The 21,928-nt window shown below is 60.3% G+C and carries 21 protein-coding genes and 2 pseudogenes; 5 read left to right on the top strand and 18 right to left on the bottom strand.

What is annotated here, in order from left to right; translation table 11 throughout:
• Positions 1 to 307: 307 nt before the first annotated feature.
• The 4 genes from petA to AC0L2X_RS02245 are packed head-to-tail and all read left to right on the top strand — an operon-like array spanning position 308 to position 4,573.
• Positions 308 to 784: a ubiquinol-cytochrome c reductase iron-sulfur subunit gene (gene petA, locus AC0L2X_RS02260; protein ID WP_473553477.1), complete on the top strand. Its 477-nt coding sequence runs from the start codon at positions 308 to 310 to the stop codon at positions 782 to 784.
• Positions 785 to 798: 14 nt separating this feature from the next.
• Positions 799 to 2,094 carry a cytochrome b gene (locus tag AC0L2X_RS02255; RefSeq protein ID WP_473553475.1) on the top strand — a complete coding sequence of 432 codons (1,296 nt, stop codon included), beginning with the start codon at positions 799 to 801 and terminating at the stop codon, positions 2,092 to 2,094.
• 23 nt (positions 2,095 to 2,117) lie between these two features.
• A complete protein-coding gene (locus tag AC0L2X_RS02250) occupies positions 2,118 to 3,635 on the top strand; it encodes a mechanosensitive ion channel family protein (RefSeq protein WP_473553473.1) in 1,518 nt (505 codons plus the stop codon).
• Positions 3,636 to 3,661: 26 nt separating this feature from the next.
• Entirely contained in the window at positions 3,662 to 4,573 is a 912-nt protein-coding gene (locus AC0L2X_RS02245) for a pirin family protein (RefSeq protein WP_473553472.1), read from the top strand.
• A gap of 66 nt (positions 4,574 to 4,639) precedes the next feature.
• Here AC0L2X_RS02245 and AC0L2X_RS02240 read toward each other — a convergent pair whose 3' ends face one another.
• From AC0L2X_RS02240 to AC0L2X_RS02200, 9 genes are all read right to left on the bottom strand, one after another.
• Complete coding sequence (locus AC0L2X_RS02240) at positions 4,640 to 5,071, bottom strand: DUF1810 domain-containing protein (RefSeq protein ID WP_473553471.1); 432 nt, start codon at positions 5,069 to 5,071, stop codon at positions 4,640 to 4,642.
• Between the two features lie 41 nt (positions 5,072 to 5,112).
• The gene (locus tag AC0L2X_RS02235) at positions 5,113 to 5,394 is read right to left on the bottom strand and encodes a GNAT family N-acetyltransferase (RefSeq protein WP_473553469.1); all 282 of its coding nucleotides are present in this window, start codon (positions 5,392 to 5,394) and stop codon (positions 5,113 to 5,115) included.
• 54 nt (positions 5,395 to 5,448) lie between these two features.
• A complete protein-coding gene (locus AC0L2X_RS02230; RefSeq protein ID WP_473553468.1) occupies positions 5,449 to 6,183 on the bottom strand; it encodes a sensor histidine kinase in 735 nt (244 codons plus the stop codon).
• A 128-nt stretch (positions 6,184 to 6,311) separates the two neighbouring features.
• A complete protein-coding gene (locus AC0L2X_RS02225; RefSeq protein WP_031211084.1) occupies positions 6,312 to 6,749 on the bottom strand; it encodes a CBS domain-containing protein in 438 nt (145 codons plus the stop codon).
• Between the two features lie 138 nt (positions 6,750 to 6,887).
• Positions 6,888 to 7,409 carry a carboxymuconolactone decarboxylase family protein gene (locus AC0L2X_RS02220; protein WP_473553467.1) on the bottom strand — a complete coding sequence of 174 codons (522 nt, stop codon included), beginning with the start codon at positions 7,407 to 7,409 and terminating at the stop codon, positions 6,888 to 6,890.
• 266 nt (positions 7,410 to 7,675) lie between these two features.
• Positions 7,676 to 8,323 carry an HD domain-containing protein gene (locus AC0L2X_RS02215; protein ID WP_473553465.1) on the bottom strand — a complete coding sequence of 216 codons (648 nt, stop codon included), beginning with the start codon at positions 8,321 to 8,323 and terminating at the stop codon, positions 7,676 to 7,678.
• A 42-nt stretch (positions 8,324 to 8,365) separates the two neighbouring features.
• Entirely contained in the window at positions 8,366 to 8,767 is a 402-nt protein-coding gene (locus AC0L2X_RS02210) for a cupin domain-containing protein (protein ID WP_473553464.1), read from the bottom strand.
• A 49-nt stretch (positions 8,768 to 8,816) separates the two neighbouring features.
• The gene (locus tag AC0L2X_RS02205) at positions 8,817 to 9,575 is read right to left on the bottom strand and encodes an SDR family oxidoreductase (protein WP_473553463.1); all 759 of its coding nucleotides are present in this window, start codon (positions 9,573 to 9,575) and stop codon (positions 8,817 to 8,819) included.
• Positions 9,576 to 9,640: 65 nt separating this feature from the next.
• Positions 9,641 to 10,432, bottom strand: coding sequence for an alpha/beta fold hydrolase (locus tag AC0L2X_RS02200; RefSeq protein WP_352592496.1), 792 nt, complete (start codon positions 10,430 to 10,432; stop codon positions 9,641 to 9,643).
• A gap of 282 nt (positions 10,433 to 10,714) precedes the next feature.
• Between AC0L2X_RS02200 and AC0L2X_RS02195 the strand changes: the two genes are divergently transcribed.
• Positions 10,715 to 10,858 (top strand): DUF680 domain-containing protein, encoded by a 144-nt coding sequence (locus AC0L2X_RS02195; protein ID WP_473553461.1) that lies wholly within the window; start codon positions 10,715 to 10,717, stop codon positions 10,856 to 10,858.
• Between the two features lie 345 nt (positions 10,859 to 11,203).
• Here AC0L2X_RS02195 and AC0L2X_RS02190 read toward each other — a convergent pair whose 3' ends face one another.
• The 9 genes and pseudogenes from AC0L2X_RS02190 to AC0L2X_RS02150 all read right to left on the bottom strand — a co-directional run bounded on the left by AC0L2X_RS02190 (position 11,204) and on the right by AC0L2X_RS02150 (position 21,670).
• The gene (locus AC0L2X_RS02190) at positions 11,204 to 11,953 is read right to left on the bottom strand and encodes a glucose 1-dehydrogenase (RefSeq protein ID WP_473553460.1); all 750 of its coding nucleotides are present in this window, start codon (positions 11,951 to 11,953) and stop codon (positions 11,204 to 11,206) included.
• Between the two features lie 113 nt (positions 11,954 to 12,066).
• A complete protein-coding gene (locus tag AC0L2X_RS02185) occupies positions 12,067 to 12,429 on the bottom strand; it encodes a hypothetical protein (RefSeq protein ID WP_473553458.1) in 363 nt (120 codons plus the stop codon).
• A 50-nt stretch (positions 12,430 to 12,479) separates the two neighbouring features.
• Positions 12,480 to 13,460 (bottom strand): alpha/beta fold hydrolase, encoded by a 981-nt coding sequence (locus AC0L2X_RS02180; RefSeq protein WP_473553457.1) that lies wholly within the window; start codon positions 13,458 to 13,460, stop codon positions 12,480 to 12,482.
• Between the two features lie 568 nt (positions 13,461 to 14,028).
• Positions 14,029 to 14,712: a response regulator transcription factor gene (locus AC0L2X_RS02175; protein WP_473553689.1), complete on the bottom strand. Its 684-nt coding sequence runs from the start codon at positions 14,710 to 14,712 to the stop codon at positions 14,029 to 14,031.
• Entirely contained in the window at positions 14,702 to 15,091 is a 390-nt protein-coding gene (locus AC0L2X_RS02170) for a response regulator (protein ID WP_023716983.1), read from the bottom strand. The genes AC0L2X_RS02175 and AC0L2X_RS02170 overlap by 11 nt, the downstream gene beginning before the upstream one ends.
• A 2-nt stretch (positions 15,092 to 15,093) precedes the next feature.
• Complete coding sequence (locus AC0L2X_RS02165; RefSeq protein ID WP_473553455.1) at positions 15,094 to 15,735, bottom strand: response regulator transcription factor; 642 nt, start codon at positions 15,733 to 15,735, stop codon at positions 15,094 to 15,096.
• Positions 15,732 to 16,391, bottom strand: a pseudogene (locus AC0L2X_RS02160) (sensor histidine kinase); the annotation flags it as partial. The pseudogene AC0L2X_RS02160 and the gene AC0L2X_RS02165, both read right to left, overlap by 4 nt.
• Before the next feature lie 30 nt (positions 16,392 to 16,421).
• A pseudogene (locus AC0L2X_RS02155) lies at positions 16,422 to 18,167 on the bottom strand (MASE1 domain-containing protein); the annotation flags it as partial.
• 374 nt (positions 18,168 to 18,541) lie between these two features.
• Positions 18,542 to 21,670 (bottom strand): PAS domain-containing protein, encoded by a 3,129-nt coding sequence (locus tag AC0L2X_RS02150; protein ID WP_473599240.1) that lies wholly within the window; start codon positions 21,668 to 21,670, stop codon positions 18,542 to 18,544.
• Positions 21,671 to 21,928: the final 258 nt, after the last annotated feature.

The following is a 21,928-nucleotide window of genomic DNA, read 5'->3' as shown; positions in this document are numbered from 1 at the left end:
GTCGGGCTGAAGTTCGGGGATCGCCGTGCGCAATGCCGGGGCGCGTGCCAGCTCAGTGACCAACGGTTATCTCGAGAGATCCAGAACCTTCCATGATGGCATCATCGCCAGCCCGGCCAGTCCTTCGCTCAGGAAATCCTAAACGAAAGTATTGGACGCACGTGCCGTTGGCACGATGGCTCACACCCGGCCACGGCCGGCATATTCCGCGCGGCATGAGCAGACTGGAAAGGCGAAAGCCGTGGCCTGCTTTTGCTCGATTGCCACCAACGCGATGACGCAGCTTCCAACAACAGGAGTCGCCATCATGGCCGACCTTTCCGAGACCTCCACAGCCGAGCACACATTGCGCGTCGAAGCGCCCGCCGCGATCGAGGTCGACGTCTCCTCGCTGGCGCCGGGAACGTCGCTGATCGTCGACTGGCACGGCAAGCCGGTGGTCGTGCGCAACCGCACCGAAAAAGAGAGGAAGGAAGCCGAGGCGGTCAATCTCGCCGAGCTCAAGGATCCAATCGCCCGCAATGCCAACCTGCCGGCCGACGCGCCGGCAACCGATGCCAACCGAACCACGCCGGGCAAGGAAGCCTGGATGGTGATGGTACAGGTCTGCACCCATCTTGGCTGCATCCCGCTCGGCCAGGAAGGCGATTTCGGCGGCTGGTTCTGCCCATGCCACGGTTCCGTATACGATACTGCCGGCCGCATCCGGAAGGGTCCGGCGCCGGAGAACATGGCGGTACCGGTGTTCCAATTCGTTTCCGACACCAAGATCCGCATCGGTTGAGGCGGGGCATTTCGATGAGCGGCAACAAACACTCGACCTATACGCCCAAAACCAGAATCGAACGTTGGTTCGACGCCCGCCTGCCGCTGCCGCGGCTGGTGCACGACAGCTTCATCGTCTATCCCGTCCCGCGCAACCTGAACTACGCCTATACGTTCGGCGGCATTCTCACGATCATGCTGGTTTCACAGATCCTGACCGGTATCGTGCTGGCGATGCATTACGCACCTGATACGGGGCTGGCCTTCAATTCGGTCGAGCAGATCATGCGCGACGTGAATTCGGGCTGGCTGCTGCGCTATCTCCATTCCAACGGCGCGTCGTTCTTCTTCATTGCCGTCTACATCCATATCTGTCGTGGGCTCTACTATGGTTCGTACAAGGCGCCGCGTGAGTTGCTGTGGGTGCTCGGTTGCACCAACCTCCTGCTGATGATGGCGACGGCCTTCATGGGCTACGTGCTGCCTTGGGGACAGATGTCGTTCTGGGGCGCTACTGTCATCACCAACTTCTTCACGGCCGTCCCACTGGTCGGCGACTGGCTCCAGCAGCTTTTGCTCGGCGGCTTCGCGGTCGATAATCCGACGCTGAACCGCTTCTTTGCGCTGCATTACCTTCTGCCATTTGTGCTTGCGGGCGTGGTGACCTTGCATATCTGGGCGCTTCACGTCGTCGGCCAGAACAATCCGACCGGCATAGAGGTCAAATCGAAGACCGATGTCGTGGACTTCACGCCCTATGCCACCGTCAAAGATGCCTTCGGCATCCTCGTATTCCTGTTCTTCTTCGCCTATTTCGTCTTCTACCTGCCGAACTATCTCGGCCATCCCGACAATAACAGCATTGCCAATCCGCTGAAGACGCCGGCCCATATCGTGCCGGAATGGTACTTCCTGCCGTTCTACGCGATCCTGCGCGCCATCACCTTCAATATCGGGCCGATCGATTCCAAGCTCGGCGGCGTGCTCGCGATGTTCGGCTCGATCGCGGTGCTGTTCCTGGTGCCCTGGCTCGACACCTCGAAGGTACGCTCGGCTGTCTACCGGCCCTGGTACAGGGTGCTCTTCTGGCTGTTCGTTGCCAACGCCCTCTTTCTCGGCTGGCTCGGCTCCCGGCCGGCGGAAGGCGCATACGTCGTCATGTCCCAACTGGCGACGCTTTACTATTTTGCGTTCTTCATCGTCGCCATGCCGGTGCTCGGGCTGATCGAAAAGCCGCGACGGCTGCCGAATTCGATCACCGAAGCAATTCTCGAAAAAGACAAGGCCAGCGGCAGAGGCCCGATCGCCGGGCCGGAGACCAAACATTGAACTGGGCATCGCGGTGATCGTTCATGAACTGGTGGAACTCTCCTCTGGTCTACATCGTGTTGCTCGGCCTCGCCGGGATCGTCGTTTGGACCCTCATCCCCAGACGCTTCGCCAATGCGAAGCTGGTCGTCCAACTCGGCTTTTTCGTCGCGATGTCGGCCATGATTCTCGACCTGCGAGTCGTGCCATACGAGGCCGCAGGGGACAACGATACAACCGGAGGAGCGATCCTCATCGGCTCGGTCAAGCTGCTCTGGTGGGTTCACCTTGCCTGGGCGCTGATCGGATTTGTCCGTATCTATCTCGTCTTTGAGCGAAAGCCGCGCGAGGCACGTCTCCTGCAGGACGTCGTGGTCGGTGTTGTCTACGCTGGAATGTTCCTGTCGATCCTGGCGTTTGTCTTTGCGGTGCCGGTCGGAACGCTCATTGCCACGTCGGGCGTCTTTGCCGTCATCCTTGGACTGGCGCTCCAGAATACGCTTGGTGACGTATTTTCGGGGATCGCGCTTAACCTCGGCCGCCCTTACGTGCTTGGAAACTGGATCATTCTGGGCGACGGAACCGAAGGCCGCGTTGTCGAGACCAATTGGCGGTCGACTCAACTCCTGACCCCGACCCACAATGTCGTCGCGCTGCCAAACAGCCTTCTCGCCAAGATCGGGGTAACAAATTTAAGCGGTCCGGACGAGAGCCATGGACTTGCCGTAACCGTCAAGGTGGCGCCAACGAAGACACCGGCGATCATCGTAGATCTCATGCGCACTGTCTTGCTGAGCTGCAATTCAATCCTCCAAGACCCTTCGCCTTCAGTTACCATCAGAAGCCTGGATGCCGCAGCTATCGAGATCGAGTTGTCGTTTCGCGTCGCAAGTATTGACCAGCGAAGTGCCGCTCGGAACGACATCTTCGATCTCATTTATCGCCATTCAAAGTCGACCGGCATGCTGCTGGCGCAGCCGCTTTCGGCTTCGATTGCTATGACCAACCGGCCGGGCGACGAGACGGCAGCCTCGCAAGGCTTCACCCCGATCGAACTCATCAATTCCATACCGGTATTCTCAGCACTGACGGGTACCGAGCAGGAGTCGCTCGCCAAAGCGGCCTCGGTTCGCACCTACCACAAGGGCGAGATCGTCGCACAACAGGGGGAGATGCTGCCGTCGCTCATGATCGTACGGACGGGAGTCATCGTCCGGCAAATTGGCGAGGACGATGATCGACTGCAGGAGATCGGCCGGCTTGCACCTGGCGATTTCTTCGGCGAGACCGGCTTGCTCGCCGGCATTGGCGAGATGTCGAGTTTGCGGGCAATGACCCCTGTCACGGTTTACGAGATAGACCAGGAAAGCTTTGCGCCGCTGCTGCACGACCGGCCCGAAATGGCCGAAGATCTTGCCGCGATCCTGTCGATGAGGGTGTCGGCTTTTAATGAAAGCGGCATCGCCGGACAGCACCACGCGAGCTCCAAATTCGCGCTCCTCAATGCCATTCAGACGGTCTTTCGCGCCGCTCCGTTCAAGCGCGTTCGAGCACCTGGCTGACAAGGCATGCAGAAGGACAGAGATCCATGACCATCCGCCAAAGCGATATCACAGGCATCGATACACTCGTCCAGCCGGCTATCCGTGATTTTGCGGACGGACTGAAGATAAGGCGTGTATTGCCCTCCTCGAATCGCCTCATGATCGGGCCCTTCATCCTGTTCGACCATTTCGGCCCCGCCATATTCGATGCCGGTCACGGTTTCGATATGGGACCGCATCCGCATATCGGCGTTGCGGCCGTGACCTACCTGATCGATGGCGAGATCGTCCATCGCGACAATTTCGGTAAAGTGCAGACCATCCGTCCTGGCGAGGTCAACTGGATGACGGCCGGGTCGGGCATCGTCCATTCCGAGCGCACGCCACCGGAAGTCCGGGCGTCGGGAAGCAATCTCTTCGGCGCTCAGGCTTGGATCGCCCTCCCCTCCCGCTATGAAGAAATTGCCGCCGACGTCGCACATTTTGGCGCTCCCGAAATACCGAGGATCTGTGCCGACGGCGTCGAGTTTACGTTGATCGCCGGCGCGTCCGACGGGTTGGTCTCGCCGGTAAGGACGTTCTCCGACATGATCTATGCCGAAATTGTGCTCACGAGCGGTGCCCGATACCAGGTGAAACCCGAACACCGTGAGCGTGCGATCTACATCGTCGCCGGTGAGGTTGGAATTGTCGGCCAGCTCGGTAGGTTTCATGAGGCTGAATTGATAGCTCTGGCGCCCGGCGCTGAGATTGTGCTCCAGGCGCCTGCCTTTCATGCGGCGAGACTGATGCTGATAGGAGGCGAGCCCTTTTCCGAGCCACGTCATATCTATTGGAACTTCGTCTCGTCTTCAGCCGAACGGATCGAGCAGGCAAAGGCGGATTGGCGCGAACGCCGCTTCCCCGGCGTGCCGGGAGAGCACGAACTCATGCCTCCGCCAGATGACAGCGTGTAAGGGATAAGGCAGCGGATGGTGACCTCTGCGCCGCGACGGCTTTACGCCGGTGGCGCAGGCAGACCGCTACGACATCAAGTAGAGATCGTTCATCGTTTCCTCATCGAGCAAACCGTCGAACCAGACGTCGAAGATTGTCTCGAGCAGGAACTCGTCGTTGCTTGCTTCGGAAAACAGCGTGAGGGACGCGTGCAACTTCTTCGCATCAACCTCACCGAAGACAGCGCGAGCGCTTAGGCCGGAGAGCCGCTGCAGGGTGCCAACGCATTCCCGATAACGGCCTCCGAGAATCGGAAATGAGAGATAGGCGCTGGCTTCGTCGAGCGATGCGATTGCATATGGCTCAAGCGCAGTACCGCTTCGCCTGGTGGCCAACATTGGAAAGATGAACTCCATGTAGGGAGTGCACATCATTCCTCGACGTAGAATGGCCAGCGCGTCGTCGTAGACCGGATCCTGCGCGCTGACGAACCTCTGCAAATCATACTCGTCAGGCATTTGGATAGATCCCTGAGAAACCCTCAACATTCGTGCCCTGACTAGCCGTCAACGACATCTGCATAGTCCGGGTGCTTGGCGAAAAAGCGGCTCATGAAGGGACATTTCAAGATCGCTTTACGGCCGGTTTTGCGGAGCAGTTCGAAGGTCCCTTGGGCCAATCGCGACGCGATCCCTTGTCCGGAAAATTCCGACGGGACTTCGGTGTGTATCAGCGCGACCTTCCCGCCCTCGAGCCGATAGTAGGCCACCGCAAACATATCGCCGGCGATCGGCAGCTCGAAACGGTGCTGTTGGACGTTTTCAACGACTTGTGCATCCATCTTTATCTCTCGATTGTATGTCACGTCTGTCACCGGAGACAGATTGGCCGGCCGCTATCGCACCGCAGGCAACCGCAGAGTGACGGTCGTGCCTGCCCCAAGCGTGCTCTGAATATCGATGCTTCCGCCTGATTGCTCGGCAAAGCGCTTCACCATAGGCAACCCGACGCCGCCGAGGCCTTCGCTTTTGGTGGTGAAGAACGGATCGAAGGCGCAGACCATCGTCTCGCTGGTCATTCCGATACCGTTGTCCGCGACACGGATATCTACCTGACCGGTGGTAGAGCTTTCAGAGGCCAAGCCGGCATCGATCGAGATCAAACCGCCGTCAGGCATTGCATCGCGCGCGTTGAACAGAAGATTCAGAACCGCATTTTGCAATCCAAAGCGATCGCATCTCACCAAAGGCAGGTCCGGCCCCACCCGAAGCTCAAGATCGAAATTGGCATCCAAGGCGCTCCGCACGAGAGTTTCGATCTCAGCCAGGCAAGCACCTACGTTTGTGTATTCGATTTCCGCGTGGCTCTCTCGGGCCAGGCTGATGGTTTGCCGGACAAGGCCCCCGGCCCGTTCCAAAGCCGTTTTGGCGCCGGCAATTACAGGCCCAAGCGCCGGAGCCGCCTGGATGCTCGGATCGCGGGCCAGATGGTTCAACGCCGACGAGGCGACCTGAATGAGATTGCCCAGGTCATGGACTATGCCGGCCGTCGACATTTGCACGGACATACCACTTCCAGGACCATCGGGCGGGCTGTCGAAGACATCTTCTTTTATGTCCGGACGAAACATTTCATTCCCCCGTCGGCTCAGTCGACGCCTATTTGCTTCAATACTCTATAATTTATGATATTTATTATCCATTATATCTAAGAAGACTTCGATACATACTTCTGTATACCCAAACGCGAGACCATGATCTATTGATAGCCGATCCCGCTGATATAGTTGGCAAGCAGCCGTTCCTGCAGTTCCTCTTGTTTGAAGAGCGCCTTCATCGCATCGCGGATATCGAGGACGCCTAGCGGTTTCGAGTCAGCCCCGAGCACCGGCACATTCTGAAGGCCTTGCGCGGCCATGGTCTGCCAGACTGAATGAAGGTCGTCATCGGGACCACAGGACACGATGGACGTGCTCATCAATGCTGCAATCGGCGCTTCTGTTGGCCCTGAATTCGCCAGATGACGGACGAGGTCGGACTTGCTCAGCACGCCTGCCGCCTCCCCACTGCCGTGGCACACCACGACCAGGCCTATTGCGGGCCTGGAAAGTGAGAGTGCTGCACTGCGGAGTGGAGCGTCGACATCGATCACCATAAGACGGGCCGATATTACTGGATGCAGACTGTCAATGCGCATGACACCCTCCTGAGAGCGCCTCGCGGCCGCGGCCGGGAGGTTGGGATCGGTTCCAGGTTGGTCGCCTAGGTCGGCGCGCCTTCGCCTGGCCGGTCAGAATGGCGCGCTAACAAGCGCCATTCTGACCCATTCCAAAGATTAGCTTAGTGCTGCTTTGCTCAGGCCAAACTTCGCATCGCCTGAGCCCGGGACGGGTTTGAAGCCGATGTTCAGACGGTTCCAAGAGTTGACCGCCATGACGACGAAGGTCAGATCGGAGATTTCCTTCTCGGAGAGCTGCGACCTGACCCGATCGTAGATCTCGTCCGGGACACCCTGCTCGGGCAGCTTGGTCAAGACTTCCGTCCATGCCAAGGCTGCACGCTCGCGAGGAACGAACAAGGTCGAATCCCGCCAGGCTGCCAGATGGTAAAGGCGCAGTTCGCGCTCGCCATGAATCTTTGCCTGTTTGACGTGCATATCAAGGCAGAAGGTGCACCCGTTCAGCTGCGCGGCTCGGACTGCAACAAGGTCGCGGATCGGTTCTTCGATCGACCCCTCTCGCGTCGCACCAAGAAATTCAATAAATTTCTTCAGAAATTCCGGCGACTGCTCCGCGTAACTCGCGCGTTGGGCGACGGCTTTTCCTTTCGGAGCGACCGGTGGCGCTGCAATATTCATTACTTATCTCCTTTAGGTGTTTGCAATCCATTGCAGCCTAAGGATGACCAGTGAGCCAAAATGTTGCTGTCGTGCCGGTGATATGTATTGCCAATCGATTGGTTTGGGGCGCCTAAACCGAAGTATAGGAGGTGGAAATCGGCACCCAGAACGCTGCGCTCGGCAATTCGCTTTGCCGCAGGCATGCGACAGGCGCTCGGCGTTTGGATCATATGAAGGGCTCGGCTGAGCTGGCGTCGATCGAGAGACCTGGATAGAAACTGTGTTCATTCTTCGAAGGGAGCGTTCATCACAAGATCAACTGCCGAAGTCGCCTTGTAGCCTGAAACAAAGCGCTCGCCGAAGTCCCGGGCAAAGTTGTCGTAGGTGGTTTCCGGCCGGACCTCGGCGACATGGCAAAAGCATCGGGTCATCCGTCGCTTCATTTGGAGGCGTGGAAACTCACCGATGATCTTTGCAAACTCGGCTGACGAAACGAGGCTGTATTGCAAGCCGACGACATCGAGGCAGATGCCGGCTGTGCAAAGCGCCACCTCAGCCTCCTTGTAGAGGCCGATCGACGGCGTCGAGTTGAGGGCAACGCTGTCCCAGATCAATTGGGCGCGCCGCTCGTCGAAGCCGCCTTCCCGAACGAAGGTGCGGGCAAGATCGGCGCCTTCCACTTCGAAACGGCGCGGCCCGGCGAAGTCCTCATTGAGCGTGACGTCGTGCAACAGGGTTGCAACGGCAACAACCTCCGCGTCGTGCTGGATATTCTGAATCTGTCCGATCCGGGCCGCGAAAAGCCAGGATCGGACCACGTGGTTGAACAAGTAGGGTTCACATCGCTGGCGGGCATGTTCGATTGCTCGGCCAACAAGCGGTGTATCGGGGACCGAAATCCCCGCAAGTGTGCGGATGGCGATCGAATTCATGTCACTGACCGTCCCTTCGCGTACGCCCCGGGGGCTACGATTTCAGTTCGCGTTCGTCGTCAGTTCCGTCTCGCTGGTGTCGACGACGAAAATAGCAAGCAGGCGAGCGCCTTCCGTCTTGCTGGCGTTTTCGCTGACGGCATGACGGTCGCCCGGGAATTCCGAGAAACTCTCGCCGGCGCGATAAGTCTTCACCGGTCCATCGTTGACCTGGCTTCGGATCGCCCCCTCAAGGACCGTGGCATAGATGAACGCGGATTTGGGATGGGTATGGGCCGGCGACGTACCCCCCGGCGCGTACTCGACGAGCACGGCTTTCATGCTCTTGCCAGGCACGTTTGGGAGAGCCTGGTCGTAGACAAGCTTCACGCTGGCGGCGTCTTTGGCCATTGCCGCGGTGACGGAAGCGGCGGTGAGCGCGGCGCAGAGAAGTATCTTGATCATGTCTGGTCTCCTTGTTGTAATGCGAATGGTGGGCCTATCCGATGATTACTTACTTCGGTGGTGTGTATCGGCTGAGCCAATCATCGAAACGCACGGCGCCGATGCGCGCGTCCTCGCCGGGCACAAGCGTTCGATCGTCGATTGCCACTTGGCCGTAGTAGAGCGCGCCGGGATCCGGGACGACTTTGCGAGGGTCGTTGGTGGCCTTCAGGAAGCGCTCGACAAGTTCGCTCATGCGAACACGCTCCGGACCGGCAATTTCGATCATGCCGTTCAACGGCGCGGCAAGCGCGACGTCCGCCATCGCATCGGCAACATTATCAGCCGCCATGGGTTGGAAGTAGGCCGGCGACATATGAATGGTATCCCCGACGGCGCCCGTGTTTGCGATGGCGGCGGTGAATTCGAAGAACTGAGTGGCGTGAACGATGGTGTAGGGAATTCCGGACTCCCTGATCAGCTTTTCCTGAAGCAACTTGCCGCGGAAATAGCCCATGCCCTGCAGCCGGTCGGTACCGACGACCGACAGTGCCACGTGATGACGGACGCCGGCGGCCGTTTCGGCCGCAAAAAGATTACGCCCGGATGCCTCGAAGAACTCCAGGGCAGCCTTTTCCTCGAACGACGGCGAGTTCGCGAGGTCGACAACAACCTGCGCACCGGCAAGCGCGGCCGCCAGACCCTCTCCCGTAACGGTGTTGACGCCCGAATTCGGCGACGCCGCAAGCACGTCGTGTCCTTTGTTTCGCAGTCTCTCCACGGTCTTTGAACCGATCAGCCCGGTTCCGCCGATGACGACGATCTTCATGTCTAGTCTCCTGGTGTTGCGTGTTTATTTTCGTTGCTCGATCGAATGCTGGCGTTTCCGGCCTGCTACTGACTGACCGATGCAGCAGCATCCTCGATGAGTGACGTGACCTCGTCGGGATGCGAAACCATGAGCGCATGGGACGCACCCTCGATGACGACGGTCTTTACCGCGTGCGCACGCTTGGCCATGAAGCTCATGACGGCTGCCGGGATGTTGCGGTCATCCGAGCCGTAGATCATGTAGGACGGCAGCGTCTTCCATGAGGCGACGCCCGAGGCTTCAGCCAGAGCTGCCTGCGCAACAGGGCGCTGAGTGGCAGCCATCAGCAAAGTCTGCTCTTGCGGAACGTCGGCGGCGAACTGGGCGCGGAACTTGGCCGGCTCGATGAAGAGGTCTTGTCCGCCGTCCGGCAACGCTACTGGAGCAAGCGCGCTCCCCAAGGTGCTGCCGGGAAACATGCTGGACAACGTAAGGCTCGATTCGCCGGTATCCGGCGCGAAACCCGCCACGTAGACCAACGCCTTTACATTGGGATTGCCATTGGCGGCCTCGGTGATGACGGGCCCGCCGTAGGAATGCCCCACCAGCACGACCGGCCCGGAAACCGACCGGACGATGGCTGAGACTGCTTTCGCATCGCTGGCAACGCCGCGGAGCGGATTAGCTGCGGCTATCGCTACATAACCGTCTTTGCTGAGCTTGGTGATGACTGCGTCCCAGCTCGACGATTCCGCGAAGGCGCCGTGCACTAGTACGATCGTCGGCTTGGGCTGAGAATTCGCCGCCTGCGCCATCCCGCCGCCCGACGCGGCAAGCGCCGCTGTGAGCGCCAGGACTCGAGTTATGTTTCGCATTTGCTTTCTCCCGTGTGGCCTGTGGTGACCAATGCTCAGGAGAATGCGCCGACGCGGCCCGCCAACCTATTGTGCGGAAGGGTCTGTCATACAATGCCAAGGTGCAGGGTAGGTCACCAGGGAGATCAGGTGCCCTGCAGCATGATTGAGGTAGCCTTCGGCCCGCATCGCCCAATGCCTTGGTATGGGTCAAACAGCCGGACCGTCTGATCGTGTCGCTGCGTCACGGCATTTATATTTGTATGGGTGAATACCATCCAAGCTATCAATGGAGTTACTGAAATGAAAATGACAGTCCTTGCTGTCGCCGCGCTTGTTATTACAGCAGGAAGCGCCATTGCCGGAAGCGACCACTATGGATCAAACGGAGCCCAGCAGCCTGCGACTGCGTCTGACAACATGTATACATCCTCGACCAAGAAATGAACAACGATATCGGGGCGCCGAAAACCGTACGCAAGCCGACTGTTCCCAACGATGAATATGGCCAGGGCATCTGGGGTCACTGATCCCGACCTACAGAAAATTGAAGGACCGGGGCGAGACCTCGGTCCTTCCGTATCGGCGAGCGGACTTCCCTCTTGCGCGTCGATCCCTGCAATGCGACTTGCCGCTTACGTGGCTCAATTTGCACCACGTCGACGAAACGTCTCGCCTCCGACCTATTTGGCGGGATTCGTGCGGCAGCTTCCCGGAAAATCGTCGTGAGGAAGACCGATTGCTCCGGCGTTATTCGGCAGTCTATTGGCGCGACGACATCGCAGTCATGGCTCAGAGCACTGCCATCCCGCCGTCGACCCGCAGATTGATGCCCGTGACGAAACTGCTCGCGTCCGAGGCAAGGAACAGGGCGGCTTTTGCCAGTTCGTCCGGCTGCCCCATCCGGCCAAGGGGTATTGCCTCCGCCATCGCCTTTTCAAACAGCCCGCGCTGCTCAAACGGTATGCCTAGCTTATCGAGAATAGCCGTATCCACCGGACCTGGGCTGAGCACGTTGACCCGGATGCCGCGAGACTTCAGTTCGATCGCCCAAGCGCGCGCAAAGGCATTTATTGCCGCCTTCGAGCCCGCGTAAACAGCATGACCGTCCAGAACCTTCTCGCTGGCCAGCGAGCCTGTGAGGATGATTGCGCCGCCGTTCCGCATGATCGGAATCAGCTTCTGGACGCCGAAGAAGACGCCTCGCGTGTTGACGGCAAATTGCGCATCATATTCTGCCTGGGAGACGTCGGCCGAGTGCGTGATGGTGTTTATGCCGGCGTTCGCCATATAGATGTCGAGCGTCCCGAACCTCTGGAGGACCTGCTGCGCGACCTCATCATGGTGCGCCACGTCGGCCACATTTCCCTGAATGCCCAGCGCGCCTGCCCCGATCTGTGCGACCGCTTCCTCGACCGCCTGCCGCCGGCGGCCGGTAATGACGACTTGTGCGCCCTCGGCCGCAAAGATTTTTGCAGCCGATAGTCCGATCCCGCTGTTTCCGCCGGTGACCACCGCGATCTTGCCTGATAGTGCGCCCATGTCGTTCCTGCCTTCGAAAAATTGTGCCGGTGCTGCTGCGATAGTCGCAACTGCTGGCCAAGAAAATTTCACGCCGAATTGAGACCGCCAAAATGAGCTGCAATCGCAAACGGCTACCGATTGATAAACTCCCGGCGCTTAGCCAGTTTGATGTCTTCGAGAGCGCTTTGGCCTTCAAGGCAGAACAAGCGCGCGGCGACGACCCCCGACAGCGCGACGTAGTGTCGAACGCCGGCGATCGCCTCCGCGCTGCACAGGCGCAGTTGCCCGAATGGCAGCCGTGGCGCAGCATATGTTTCGCGCCTTTGCCAGCGCTCCAGCTCGATGGCGCAGTGGTTCGGTTCCACAATCCGGGACATGAGCCGGCAGAACCAGCATTCAGGCCACCGCTCGGCTATGCGAGCGCACAAGGTTTGACCTGGCGCGCCACCTGAAATGCGATTCAGGGCGCGCGAAATACTGCCAAAGGTGGTCATCGGCGGCTCCAGGAAATTGCGGAGAACGTGCGGTCGTGACTGAGGGCGTGCTATCCTTTGATGAAGGCGAGCAGGTCAGCATTGACCTGATCCTGGTGCGTGGCCGTGATCCCGTGGGGCGCGCCGGGGTAATAGACGTCCTTTGCGCCTTTGATCAATCGGGCCGACTTGACTGCCGAGTCCTTGACGGGGACGATCTGATCGTCCTCGCCATGCAGGACCAGGGTTGGTACGTCGAACTTCTTAAGGTCCTCGGTAAAATCGGTCTCGGAGAACGCCTTGACGCTTTCGTACGCGTTCACGAGACCCGCCTGCATGCTCCAGAGCCAGAACTGATCCAGAGTCCCTTGGGAAACCTTGGCGCTCGGCCTGTTCGCGCCATAAAACAACGGTGCGAGGTCCCGGTAGTACTGCGAACGATCCTTGACGAGGCCAGCCCTTATGCCGTCGAATACCTCGATCGGCAGACCTTCCGGATTGGCCGGCGTCTTCACCATGATCGGCGGAACAGCGGCGATAAGAACAGCCTTGGCCACCCGCTTCGTCCCGTGCCGTCCGATATAGCGAGCAACCTCGCCTCCTCCGGTGGAATGGCCGACCAGCGTGGCGTCCCGGAGATCCAGCGCCTCGATCACAGCTGCAAGATCGTCGGCATAGCCGTTCATGTCGTTGCCGGACGTGGCCTGGCTCGATCGGCCATGGCCGCGCCGGTCATGCGCAACGACGCGAAAGCCGTTATGCGCAAGATAGAGCATCTGGCCGTCCCAGGCGTCGGAATTCAGCGGCCAGCCGTGCGAGAACGTGACGACAGGACCCTTGCCCCAATCCTTGTAGTAGATTTCGGTGCCGTCCTTGGTCGTGATGGTGCTCATCGTCTTGGTTCCTTTGATTGAGGGCGAAGAGGAAAGGTTTTGTTTTCGGCTCGCAGCCGAAGCAGCGCGGGGCAGTCCGGCGGCAACGGTGGCGATCAGGCCCGCCAACAAGACATCGCGGCGAGATCCGCCGACGGAGAAAAGTCCGTCTTTGTTCATCATGTCCATCCATGTGCTTTGAACATCCTGCTCACCATCACGACCGTCGAGTCGGCCTGCGCGGTCGCGTTCGGGGAGGAGCGAGCGAGGAGCGCTCGAAACCCGACGGTCGTGATGGCTTGCGAGGAACAGGATGCATCGATCCGGGCCGCGAACCTATTCTACGGAAGCATCTGTCATACGATGCCAAGGTGCAGGGCAGGCACGCCGAGGATAGGGCCGGGCTAAGGCAAGCTCTTATAGACACACGTCAATTTAGGCTTGGTAGCGGCGCGGGGACCGACGCGGCATGGCCGGCGTCAGTTGCTGTTGCATGAAATGTTGCGAGTTTGTCGGTCAGGCTGGCGCCGCCGAGGAGCGCCGCTCAATGGTAACCGATGTTGGCGCGGGCCTTGCCGCGAAACACCCAACAGGACCACCGATGTACATCAGATCACCCGCAGCAGCACGAGCGTACCAACAGGCAGAAAGGCCTGGGCGCGCTGAGGAAGCAATTTCCCGCAGCCTGAAACAGCCGGGCGCGCCGGGCGATCCTATTGGATGGGCATGGTTCGGCTTGTGCCAAATTCTAGACCTGGCGCATCGGCGCGGGCAGCGTTTCCCACGCCCGGATCAGTTCACCGATAGAAGCGGCCTCCATCTTCCGCATGACATTGCCGCGGTGAAGCTTGACCGTCACTTCACTGATGCCGAGGTCGAAGGCGACCTGCTTGTTGAGGCGCCCGCGCGCCACTTCACGCAGAACCTCGCGCTCGCGCGGCGTCAGCGTCTCGACGCGCTCGATGTTGCGCTTGACGATCACCGCATCCGCCCGCCGCTTGGCGTCCACCGCAATGCCCGCGATCACGGCGTCAAGCAGCGTCTGATCGCGCACCGGCTTGGTGAGAAAGTCCACGGCGCCGGCCTTCATCGCCTGGACAGTCATCGGGATGTCGCCATGCCCGGTCAGGAAGATGATGGGTTTGGGGTTGCCGTTTTTCGCAAGATGGTGCTGCAGATCGAGACCGCTCGTCCCTGGCATGCGCACGTCGAGGATCAAGCAGCCGGGGCTCTCCAACACGTCGGCGTCAAGCAATTCACGGGTCGAGGTAAAGCACACCGGCAGGAAACCCGCCGACAGGATCAATTCAGACAGCGCCTCCCGGACAGAGGCATCATCATCGACAATAATGACCAGCGGCTGCTCGGCTTCAACCCTTCGCTGCTGTGATGACGGCGTCGATCTCCGTAAGGGCAATTGGTCAACTCTCATGTTTAGCCTCCGTTTCTGGGTTGCGTAAAGCGTCGCCGATCGCCGCAAGCAGTGCCTGGCCATCGAATGGCTTGCGAAAAAGCCCGCCAATGCCCTTGGCGCGGTGCTGATCCACTATCTCGTGGCGGCCGGTGATCAGGAACACAGGCAGGTCCGGACGCGCCTTCTTGACCAGGTCACGAAGTTCAAAGCCGTCCATGCCGGGCATCCCGATGTCGGTGATAAGCATGTCCAATCCAGACAGGCCGCTGACCAGCAATGCCCCCGCCGACGAGAAGCTGCGGGCCACATAGCCGGCGGACTCCAGAAGGTCCTCCAGCGACTCGAGCAGTCTTGGGTCATCGTCGACAATCGCCACGACAGGCCTCCGCTTGCTCACGCTCAGCTCCCCCCTGCCCTGCGCGAGTGCGTGATCGGTATTCCCAATCGCTCGGCGATGCGCACGAGGTCGGCGAGCGACGCCGCGACCATCTTCTGCATGACGTTCCTTCTATGAATTTCCAGCGTAACTTCGCTGATCCCCAGTTCAGCGGCCGCCTGCTTGTTGAGCAGGCCGCTGACCACCAGCGGCAGCACCTCACGTTCGCGCGGCGTCAGTTCGAGATAACGTTGCTTCAGCACGCCCAACTCGGCACGCTCCGATCGCTGTGCCCGATCTTGGGCAATCGCTGCATGGATTGCGGCCATGAGGTCTGCATCGCTGAAGGGCTTAGTCAGGAAATCCACGGCGCCGTGCTTGATCGCACGCACGGAGGACGGGATATCGCCGTGTCCTGTCAGGAAAACGATCGGCGGATGATCGCCCTCGGCAATCTGCCGCTGCAGATCGAGGCCGTTAATATCCGGCAACTCGATATCGAGGATGAGGCAGGCAGGGACGTCCGGCTTGTCAGCGCGGATATAATCGCCCGCCGATCCGAACACTACGGCACGCATGCCGTGTGCGGCCAGCAGCTCACTGAGCGCCTCCCGGATGCGTTCATCGTCATCTACGATGAAGACAATTTGGCCGTCCGTCATCATGACGCCGCTTTCGCCTCAATCGGCAACGTGAACATAAACGTCGCTCCACGTGGTTCGTTCTTCTCGACCCATAAACGCCCGCTGTGCGACTCGATGATCGAACGGCAGATCGCCAGTCCCATGCCCATCCCTTGCTCTTTCGTGGTAAAGAACGGTTCGAATATCCGGTCGGGAAAATCGACGCCCCGGCCGCGATCGCTGACTTCGGTCTGGACAACATCCCCGATATGGCGCACGCGGATTTTGATAACTCCGTCGTCCGCACCAGAGTCCATCGCCTCCATGCCGTTGCGGATGAGATTGACCAGAACCTGCTGGATTTGGACGCGATCGAACGCGACTAGCGGAATGTCGCTTCCGACATCAACGCTGATGCGAACGCCCCGCCGCATCGCTTCCTCGGCCACGAGGTCGCGTGCCTCTGCGATGACACTGCTGAGCGTCGCGTTGGTCCTCGTCTCGGTGGATTGCTTGAACAGCGCGCGGATGCGGCCGACGACGTCCGCCGCCGAATTGGCGTCCCGGATAATGCGCTCGGCGGTAATCTTCGCGCGTTCGACGTTCGGAGGGACGGCGCCCAGCCAACGGTGGCATGCATGGGAATTGGCGACGATCGCGGCCAGCGGCTGATTCACCTCGTGCGCGATCGAAGCGGAAAGCTCGGCGAGACTTGCAGCCTGAGTGGCTTGCGCGAGTTTGTCGGAGGCTTGTCGCAGCGCTTCCTGCGCGCGCACCTCTTCGTCGATGTCGAGGGAAACCCCGTACCATTGCACAACCGCCCCGTCTTCATCACGCCGCGGCTCGACCCTGCACTCCGCCCAGCGATAGCCATCTGTTTCGCGCCAGCGAAACCGCATCGCGGAACCGCCGCCTGTTTCGAAACAGGTCAGCAACGTGCGCAGCACCTCGGGAGCATCTTCGGGATGAACCAGTTCTTGCAGCAATTCCTCGATGCGCGGCTCTCCGAGCGTTTCGAAATTGGCGATCACGGAGCGGAAATGGTCCTGGTATCGCTTGTTGAAGTAGACCGGCCCGCCAGTCGGCACCGCGCTCCAGATGCGGACCGGCACCGCGTCGATCATCTGCTGAAGCTGCAATTCGCTCCGCCGCAGGGCTTCTTCGGCTTGCATCTGATCGTCTATGTCGTGACAGAGGCCGTACCACTGGACGATGCGGCCAGTCTGATCGCGCATCGGCTCCGCCCGGCTCGACATCCAGTGATAGACGCAATCGGCGCGGCGCAAGCGATACCTCATGGAGAAGCGCTCACCGGTGGCGAGGCAGTGACTGAGCGCATCGCCGAATGCTGCTGTGTCGTCCGGATGGACGGTGGCCGCTATCATCGCCGCCAGCCGGCTGATGCCCTGTTTGTCCAAATCCGTTACGTCAAGGCCGAGAAAGTCGACCATTCGCTTGTTGAAAAAGGTCGGCTCGCCGTCCGGCGTCAGGCGCCAAACGTGGCTCGGAACCATGTCGACAAGCTGCGAGAGCTCCCGCTCCCGGTCGCGCAATGCCTCCAGGCTTTCGCGCAAAGTGAGCACCGCCGCCTGATGCTGCCGGGATATGGCGGCCACGACGAGCGCCGAAAATGCCGAGATGGCCAGGAAAAGCTGCAGCATGATCTGGTTGTGCTTCTGGGACTCGGGATCGCCGGCAAATTGGCTGGCGCCGGATATCGTGAATACCGCCGTGATCAGAGCGAGGACGGTCAATGCTACGGCGGCGCCTCTGAACTCAAAGCGCACTGCGGCCCAAAGAAGAGGCGGCATGATGATGTAGGCGAAGGGCAGATAGCTGCTCAAGGAAAGGGCGGCGATACCAAGAAAAATCAGCCCCAGGACGCAAGCTTCCATCCACCGCGCTGCCGAGAGCTGCGCCTTACCGCGCCAGTTCTGGAACACGACCAGCGCCAGTGGTGCTACGATCAGGACTCCCGTCGCGTCTCCGATCCACCACAGCGGCCAAGCCGTCGCAAAGGTTTGCGATTGTATGCCAAACCACGCAAGCGCCGCACTCCCCACCGTCGCGCTTGCGACTGGCGCAATTCCAGCGGCCAGTACGATGAAAGCAAGAACGTCCCGCAACGTTTCCAGCCGAACTGGGCGCTTGCAGGTCTGGTTCACAAGCCATGCGCCGGCCACCGCTTCAAGAGCGTTGCCGGCAAAGATCAGGAAGGCCGGGGGCAGCGGAGTGTGGAACCACAACAAGTTGCCGAACAGTTCGGCCAGACAGGCCCCCAGCACCCACCACGGCCAGCTATACCTGGAGGCGAAGACCAGCGTAGCGATGAACAGCCCGCTCGGAGGCCAAATGGAAATCCCGGTTCCAGATATGATTGCGAGCGACTGGGCGAATCCGCAGCCCAGGACATAGGCCGTAATAAAAAGCCCCAGGTGCAAGAGTTGGGGACGGTGCGACCAGACGCGCGACAACCTGCCTCTTTCAAGATCGCTGATCATGTTGCCGTCAATCAGGCCCGATTCAATCGTCGCGAAAGGTCGGCCACTTCCCGGTCCGGATCGGTCCAAGTCATGAGTTAACGCGAGCGTTGCGTTGGAATCGGTCTCGCCAAGTGAGTTGGGCGCTGTCGTCATCGGGTGCCCCTGACGGACAAACAAACTCTGGAGATTGTCGGCGCTTCTTGTAGCACTTGCTCTTGATAGCTGGACTGGGCTGACGGACTCACGTCGCCACCCTAATCCCGCCACGCCCCAACCGCACCTCATGGAAATCCATGCATTGCACGGGGCGGCGGCGCCCCTTCACCGAGAGCCGAAAAAACTAAGCGCTTACTGAGCGCCGCCCGTTATTGCGCAGCTTTCGCTTCAACCGGAAGGGTGAAGATGAATGTCGCCCCACGCGGCACGTTATTCTCCGCCCAAAGACGTCCGCCGTGAGACTCGACGATCGAACGGGAGATCGCGAGCCCCATGCCCATCCCGTTCCCTTTCGTTGTAAAGAACGGCTCGAATATCTTGTTGAGACGTTCGATACCCGGGCCGCGGTCGCTGACCTCGGTCTGGATCGTGTCCTCTATCCGGCGCACGCGCATCCCGAGAACCTTGTCGCCCGCGGTGGTGTCCATTGCCTCCATGCCGTTGCGAATGAGGTTGACCAGGACCTGCTGGATCTGGACGCGATCGAACGCAACCAGCGGAAGGTTGCTTTCGACGTCGATGTCCATGCGAACGCGACGCCGCATGGCCTCCTCGGCCATAAGGTCACGTGCTTCGGCAACGACGCTGGGGATCGGCGTGCTGGTTCTCATTTCAAGCGAAGGTCTGAACAGGGCACGGATGCGGCCGACGACCTCCGCCGCCGAGTTGGCGTCGCGGCTGATGCGCTCGGCCGTGATCTTCGCGCGCTCGACGTTCGGGGGCTCGGCGGACAGCCAACGGTGGCATGCGCTGGAGTTGGCGACGATGGCGGCCAGCGGCTGGTTCACCTCATGAGCGATGGATGCGGAGAGTTCGGCAAGGCTCGCCGCCTGGCTCGCGCGCGCAAGTCTCTCTTGTGCCAGCCGAAGCTCCTCTTGTGTCCGCACCTCATTTTCGATGTCGAGGCAGATAACGTTCCACTGCACGATGGCGCCTTCAGCGTTGCGCATCGGCGCGGCGCGCGTCTCGACCCAGCGATATTCACCATCGAAGCGCCGCAGACGGTGCCGTCGCGCATACGGCTCGCCTGTGGACAGACAATGGGCATATCTCTCTTTGACACCTGTCAGGTCGTCGGGATGAACACCGGCGTCGAGTGTGCCGGCCAGCCGGGACTTTCCCGCTTCGTCCAACTCCTCAAGATTGTATCCGAGAAATTCTCGGAGCTGCTGGCTGCGATATATCGGTTCGCCGTTCGGCGCGGCGCAATCGATCATTGCCGGCAGCGTTTCAACGAGCTGCCAGAGCGCGCGTTCTCTCTCGCGCAGCGCTTCTTCGACGCGCAGCTGATCGTCGATGTCGTGCGTAAGGCCGTACCATTGGACGATGCGTCCACCCTGGTCCCGCAGCGGCTCCGCGCGGCCCTCCATCCAGCGATAAGCGCCATCGGCACGGCGCAGGCGATACTTCATGAAGAAGCGCTCGCCGGTGGCAAAGCAGCTGTCGAGTGCTTCCCTCAGGCTGGCTGCATCGTCGGGGTGGACGACGGTGGCAATGAAGGCCGCCAACCGGCTCGTGTCCGGCTTTTCCGCGTCCGCTATGTCCAGGCCGAGAAAATCTATCAGGCGCTTGTTGAAGAAGGTCGGCTCACCGTTGGGAGACAGCCGCCAGAGGTAGCTCGGAACCATGTTGACGAGTTGCGAGAGCTCTCGTTCCCGGTCGTGCAACGCGGCTTGCGTGGTCACCAGGTCATGGATGTCGACGCTCACGCCGTACCATTGGAGAATGCTGCCATCTTCGTCGCGCAGCGGCTCGGCGCGAGTCTCGGTCCAGCGATAGCCGCCGTCGGCCCGCCTCTGGTGATATCTCTGAACGTAAGGTACGCCCGTTGCGAATGAATGGCGGATCGCCTGCCGTGCGGTGTCGATATCGTCTGGATGGATCACGCTCAGCGACGGCGATCCGTCCGGGGCGGTGATGTCATGGAGCGTGGCCCCGGTTACATCGGTGAACCGCTTGTTGACGTAGGAAGGCGTCCCTTCCCGTGTCGTACTCCAGATCAAAGCGGGCACGGTGTCGATAAGCTGCTGAAGGCGCCGCTCGCTTTTGCGCAACGCCGCTTGCGCGCGCACCTCATCGTCGATGTCGAGAGAAACCCCGTACCACTGCACGACCGTTCCGTCGTCATCGCGCCGCGGCTCGACCCTGCACTCAGCCCAGCGATAGGTGCCGTCTTTTTCGCGCCAGCGAAACCGCATCGCGGAGCCGCCGCCAGTTTCGAAACACCTCAGCAACGTGCGCTGCACCTCGGGTGCATCTTCGGGATGAATCACCTTGTGCAGCAACGTTTCGATGCCCGGCTCGCCGAGCGCATCAAAGTTCGCGATAACGGAGCGGAAATGGTCCTGGTATCGCTTGTTGAAGTAGACCGGCCCGCCGGTCGGCATCACGCTCCAGATGCGGACCGGCACGGCGTCGATCATGTGCTGAAGTTGCTGCTCGCTCTGCCGCAACGCCGCTTCGGCGTGCATCTGATCGTCTATGTCGTGACAGAGGCCGTACCACTGGACGATGCGGCCGGCGTCATCGCGCATCGGCTCCGCCCGGCTCGACATCCAGCGATAGACGCCATCGGCACGGCGCAGGCGATAGCGCATGGCGAAGCTCGCACCGGTAGCGAAGCAACCATGGAGTGCATCGCCGAACGCTGCCGCGTCGTCCGGATGAACGGCGGCCTGTATCATCGCCGCCAGCCGGCTTATGCCCGGTCGGTCCAGATCCGCTACGTCGAGGCCGACAAAGTCAACCATGCGCCCATTGAAGAAGATCGGCTCGCCGTCGGGATCGAGCCGCCAGATGTGACTCGGGACCATGTCCACCAGTTGCGAGAGTTCCCGCTCGCGGTCACGCAATGCTGACTCGGCCCGCTTCTGGTCCTCAATGTCTATTGTCGTGCCGTACCATTGAACGATGCGCCCCTGGCTATCGCGAAATGGTCGTCCTGAGCTTCGAAACCAGCGATAGACGCCATCGGCGCGCCGTAGACGATGCTCGGTATCATAGGGATCGCCGGTTTCGAGGCAATGCCGCCATCTGGCGGCTACAGGATCATAATCGTCGGGATGGACGGCTCGACGCCAGCCGAACTCATCGTCGTCTTCGGAAGTGTTGAGATCCTCATGCGTGTTGCCGAGGAACGCCAGGGTGTTTGGGCTGACATAGGTGAACCTTCCGGCGGCATCGGCTGCCCACGCATGGCCGGGCATGCTCTCGATGATTTGCAGCGCGAGCGTTGCTTCGGGGTCGATTTCGCCAAGTGAGTTGGACGCTGCTGTCATTGGCTTCTCCTGTCGGACAAAAAAGCCTGGGGACGGTCAGCGCCTGATATAGCACTTGTTTTCAATATCTGGACAGGCGAACTCACCGCCTAAATCTAGGCCCGCCATGCCTCGGCTGCATCTCATGGAAATCCATGCATTGCGCGCAGATATCGCTGCTACAGGGGCCCTAACGATCGCCTCGCGCGAGGAGCGACGCGGATCGATGCATCAAGACCTACCACTGGGAATACGAGCCGGACAGGTAAGACGCTCGGC

The sequence above is a fragment of the Mesorhizobium sp. WSM4828 genome, assembly GCF_055811175.1.
The sequence above is the reverse complement of the archived record's forward strand: the minus strand, read 5'-3'. Positions and strand labels throughout refer to the sequence as shown.

Bases quoted from the DNA above. Each gene is read 5' to 3' on its own strand.
- AC0L2X_RS02255 (WP_473553475.1), top strand. From the start codon at position 799: ATGAGCGGCAACAAACACTCGACCTATACGCCCAAAACCAGAATCGAA.
- AC0L2X_RS02150 (WP_473599240.1), bottom strand. From the start codon at position 21,670: ATGACAGCAGCGTCCAACTCACTTGGCGAAATCGACCCCGAAGCAACG.
- AC0L2X_RS02180 (WP_473553457.1), bottom strand. From the start codon at position 13,460: ATGAACAAAGACGGACTTTTCTCCGTCGGCGGATCTCGCCGCGATGTC.
- AC0L2X_RS02215 (WP_473553465.1), bottom strand. From the start codon at position 8,323: ATGAATTCGATCGCCATCCGCACACTTGCGGGGATTTCGGTCCCCGAT.
- AC0L2X_RS02205 (WP_473553463.1), bottom strand. From the start codon at position 9,575: ATGAAGATCGTCGTCATCGGCGGAACCGGGCTGATCGGTTCAAAGACC.
- petA (WP_473553477.1), top strand. From the start codon at position 308: ATGGCCGACCTTTCCGAGACCTCCACAGCCGAGCACACATTGCGCGTC.
- AC0L2X_RS02185 (WP_473553458.1), bottom strand. From the start codon at position 12,429: ATGACCACCTTTGGCAGTATTTCGCGCGCCCTGAATCGCATTTCAGGT.
- AC0L2X_RS02225 (WP_031211084.1), bottom strand. From the start codon at position 6,749: ATGCGCATTGACAGTCTGCATCCAGTAATATCGGCCCGTCTTATGGTG.
- AC0L2X_RS02210 (WP_473553464.1), bottom strand. From the start codon at position 8,767: ATGATCAAGATACTTCTCTGCGCCGCGCTCACCGCCGCTTCCGTCACC.
- AC0L2X_RS02235 (WP_473553469.1), bottom strand. From the start codon at position 5,394: ATGGATGCACAAGTCGTTGAAAACGTCCAACAGCACCGTTTCGAGCTG.
- AC0L2X_RS02190 (WP_473553460.1), bottom strand. From the start codon at position 11,953: ATGGGCGCACTATCAGGCAAGATCGCGGTGGTCACCGGCGGAAACAGC.
- AC0L2X_RS02175 (WP_473553689.1), bottom strand. From the start codon at position 14,712: ATGAGAGTTGACCAATTGCCCTTACGGAGATCGACGCCGTCATCACAG.
- AC0L2X_RS02220 (WP_473553467.1), bottom strand. From the start codon at position 7,409: ATGAATATTGCAGCGCCACCGGTCGCTCCGAAAGGAAAAGCCGTCGCC.
- AC0L2X_RS02165 (WP_473553455.1), bottom strand. From the start codon at position 15,735: ATGATGACGGACGGCCAAATTGTCTTCATCGTAGATGACGATGAACGC.
- AC0L2X_RS02230 (WP_473553468.1), bottom strand. From the start codon at position 6,183: ATGTTTCGTCCGGACATAAAAGAAGATGTCTTCGACAGCCCGCCCGAT.
- AC0L2X_RS02200 (WP_352592496.1), bottom strand. From the start codon at position 10,432: ATGCGAAACATAACTCGAGTCCTGGCGCTCACAGCGGCGCTTGCCGCG.
- AC0L2X_RS02245 (WP_473553472.1), top strand. From the start codon at position 3,662: ATGACCATCCGCCAAAGCGATATCACAGGCATCGATACACTCGTCCAG.
- AC0L2X_RS02250 (WP_473553473.1), top strand. From the start codon at position 2,118: ATGAACTGGTGGAACTCTCCTCTGGTCTACATCGTGTTGCTCGGCCTC.
- AC0L2X_RS02240 (WP_473553471.1), bottom strand. From the start codon at position 5,071: ATGCCTGACGAGTATGATTTGCAGAGGTTCGTCAGCGCGCAGGATCCG.
- AC0L2X_RS02195 (WP_473553461.1), top strand. From the start codon at position 10,715: ATGAAAATGACAGTCCTTGCTGTCGCCGCGCTTGTTATTACAGCAGGA.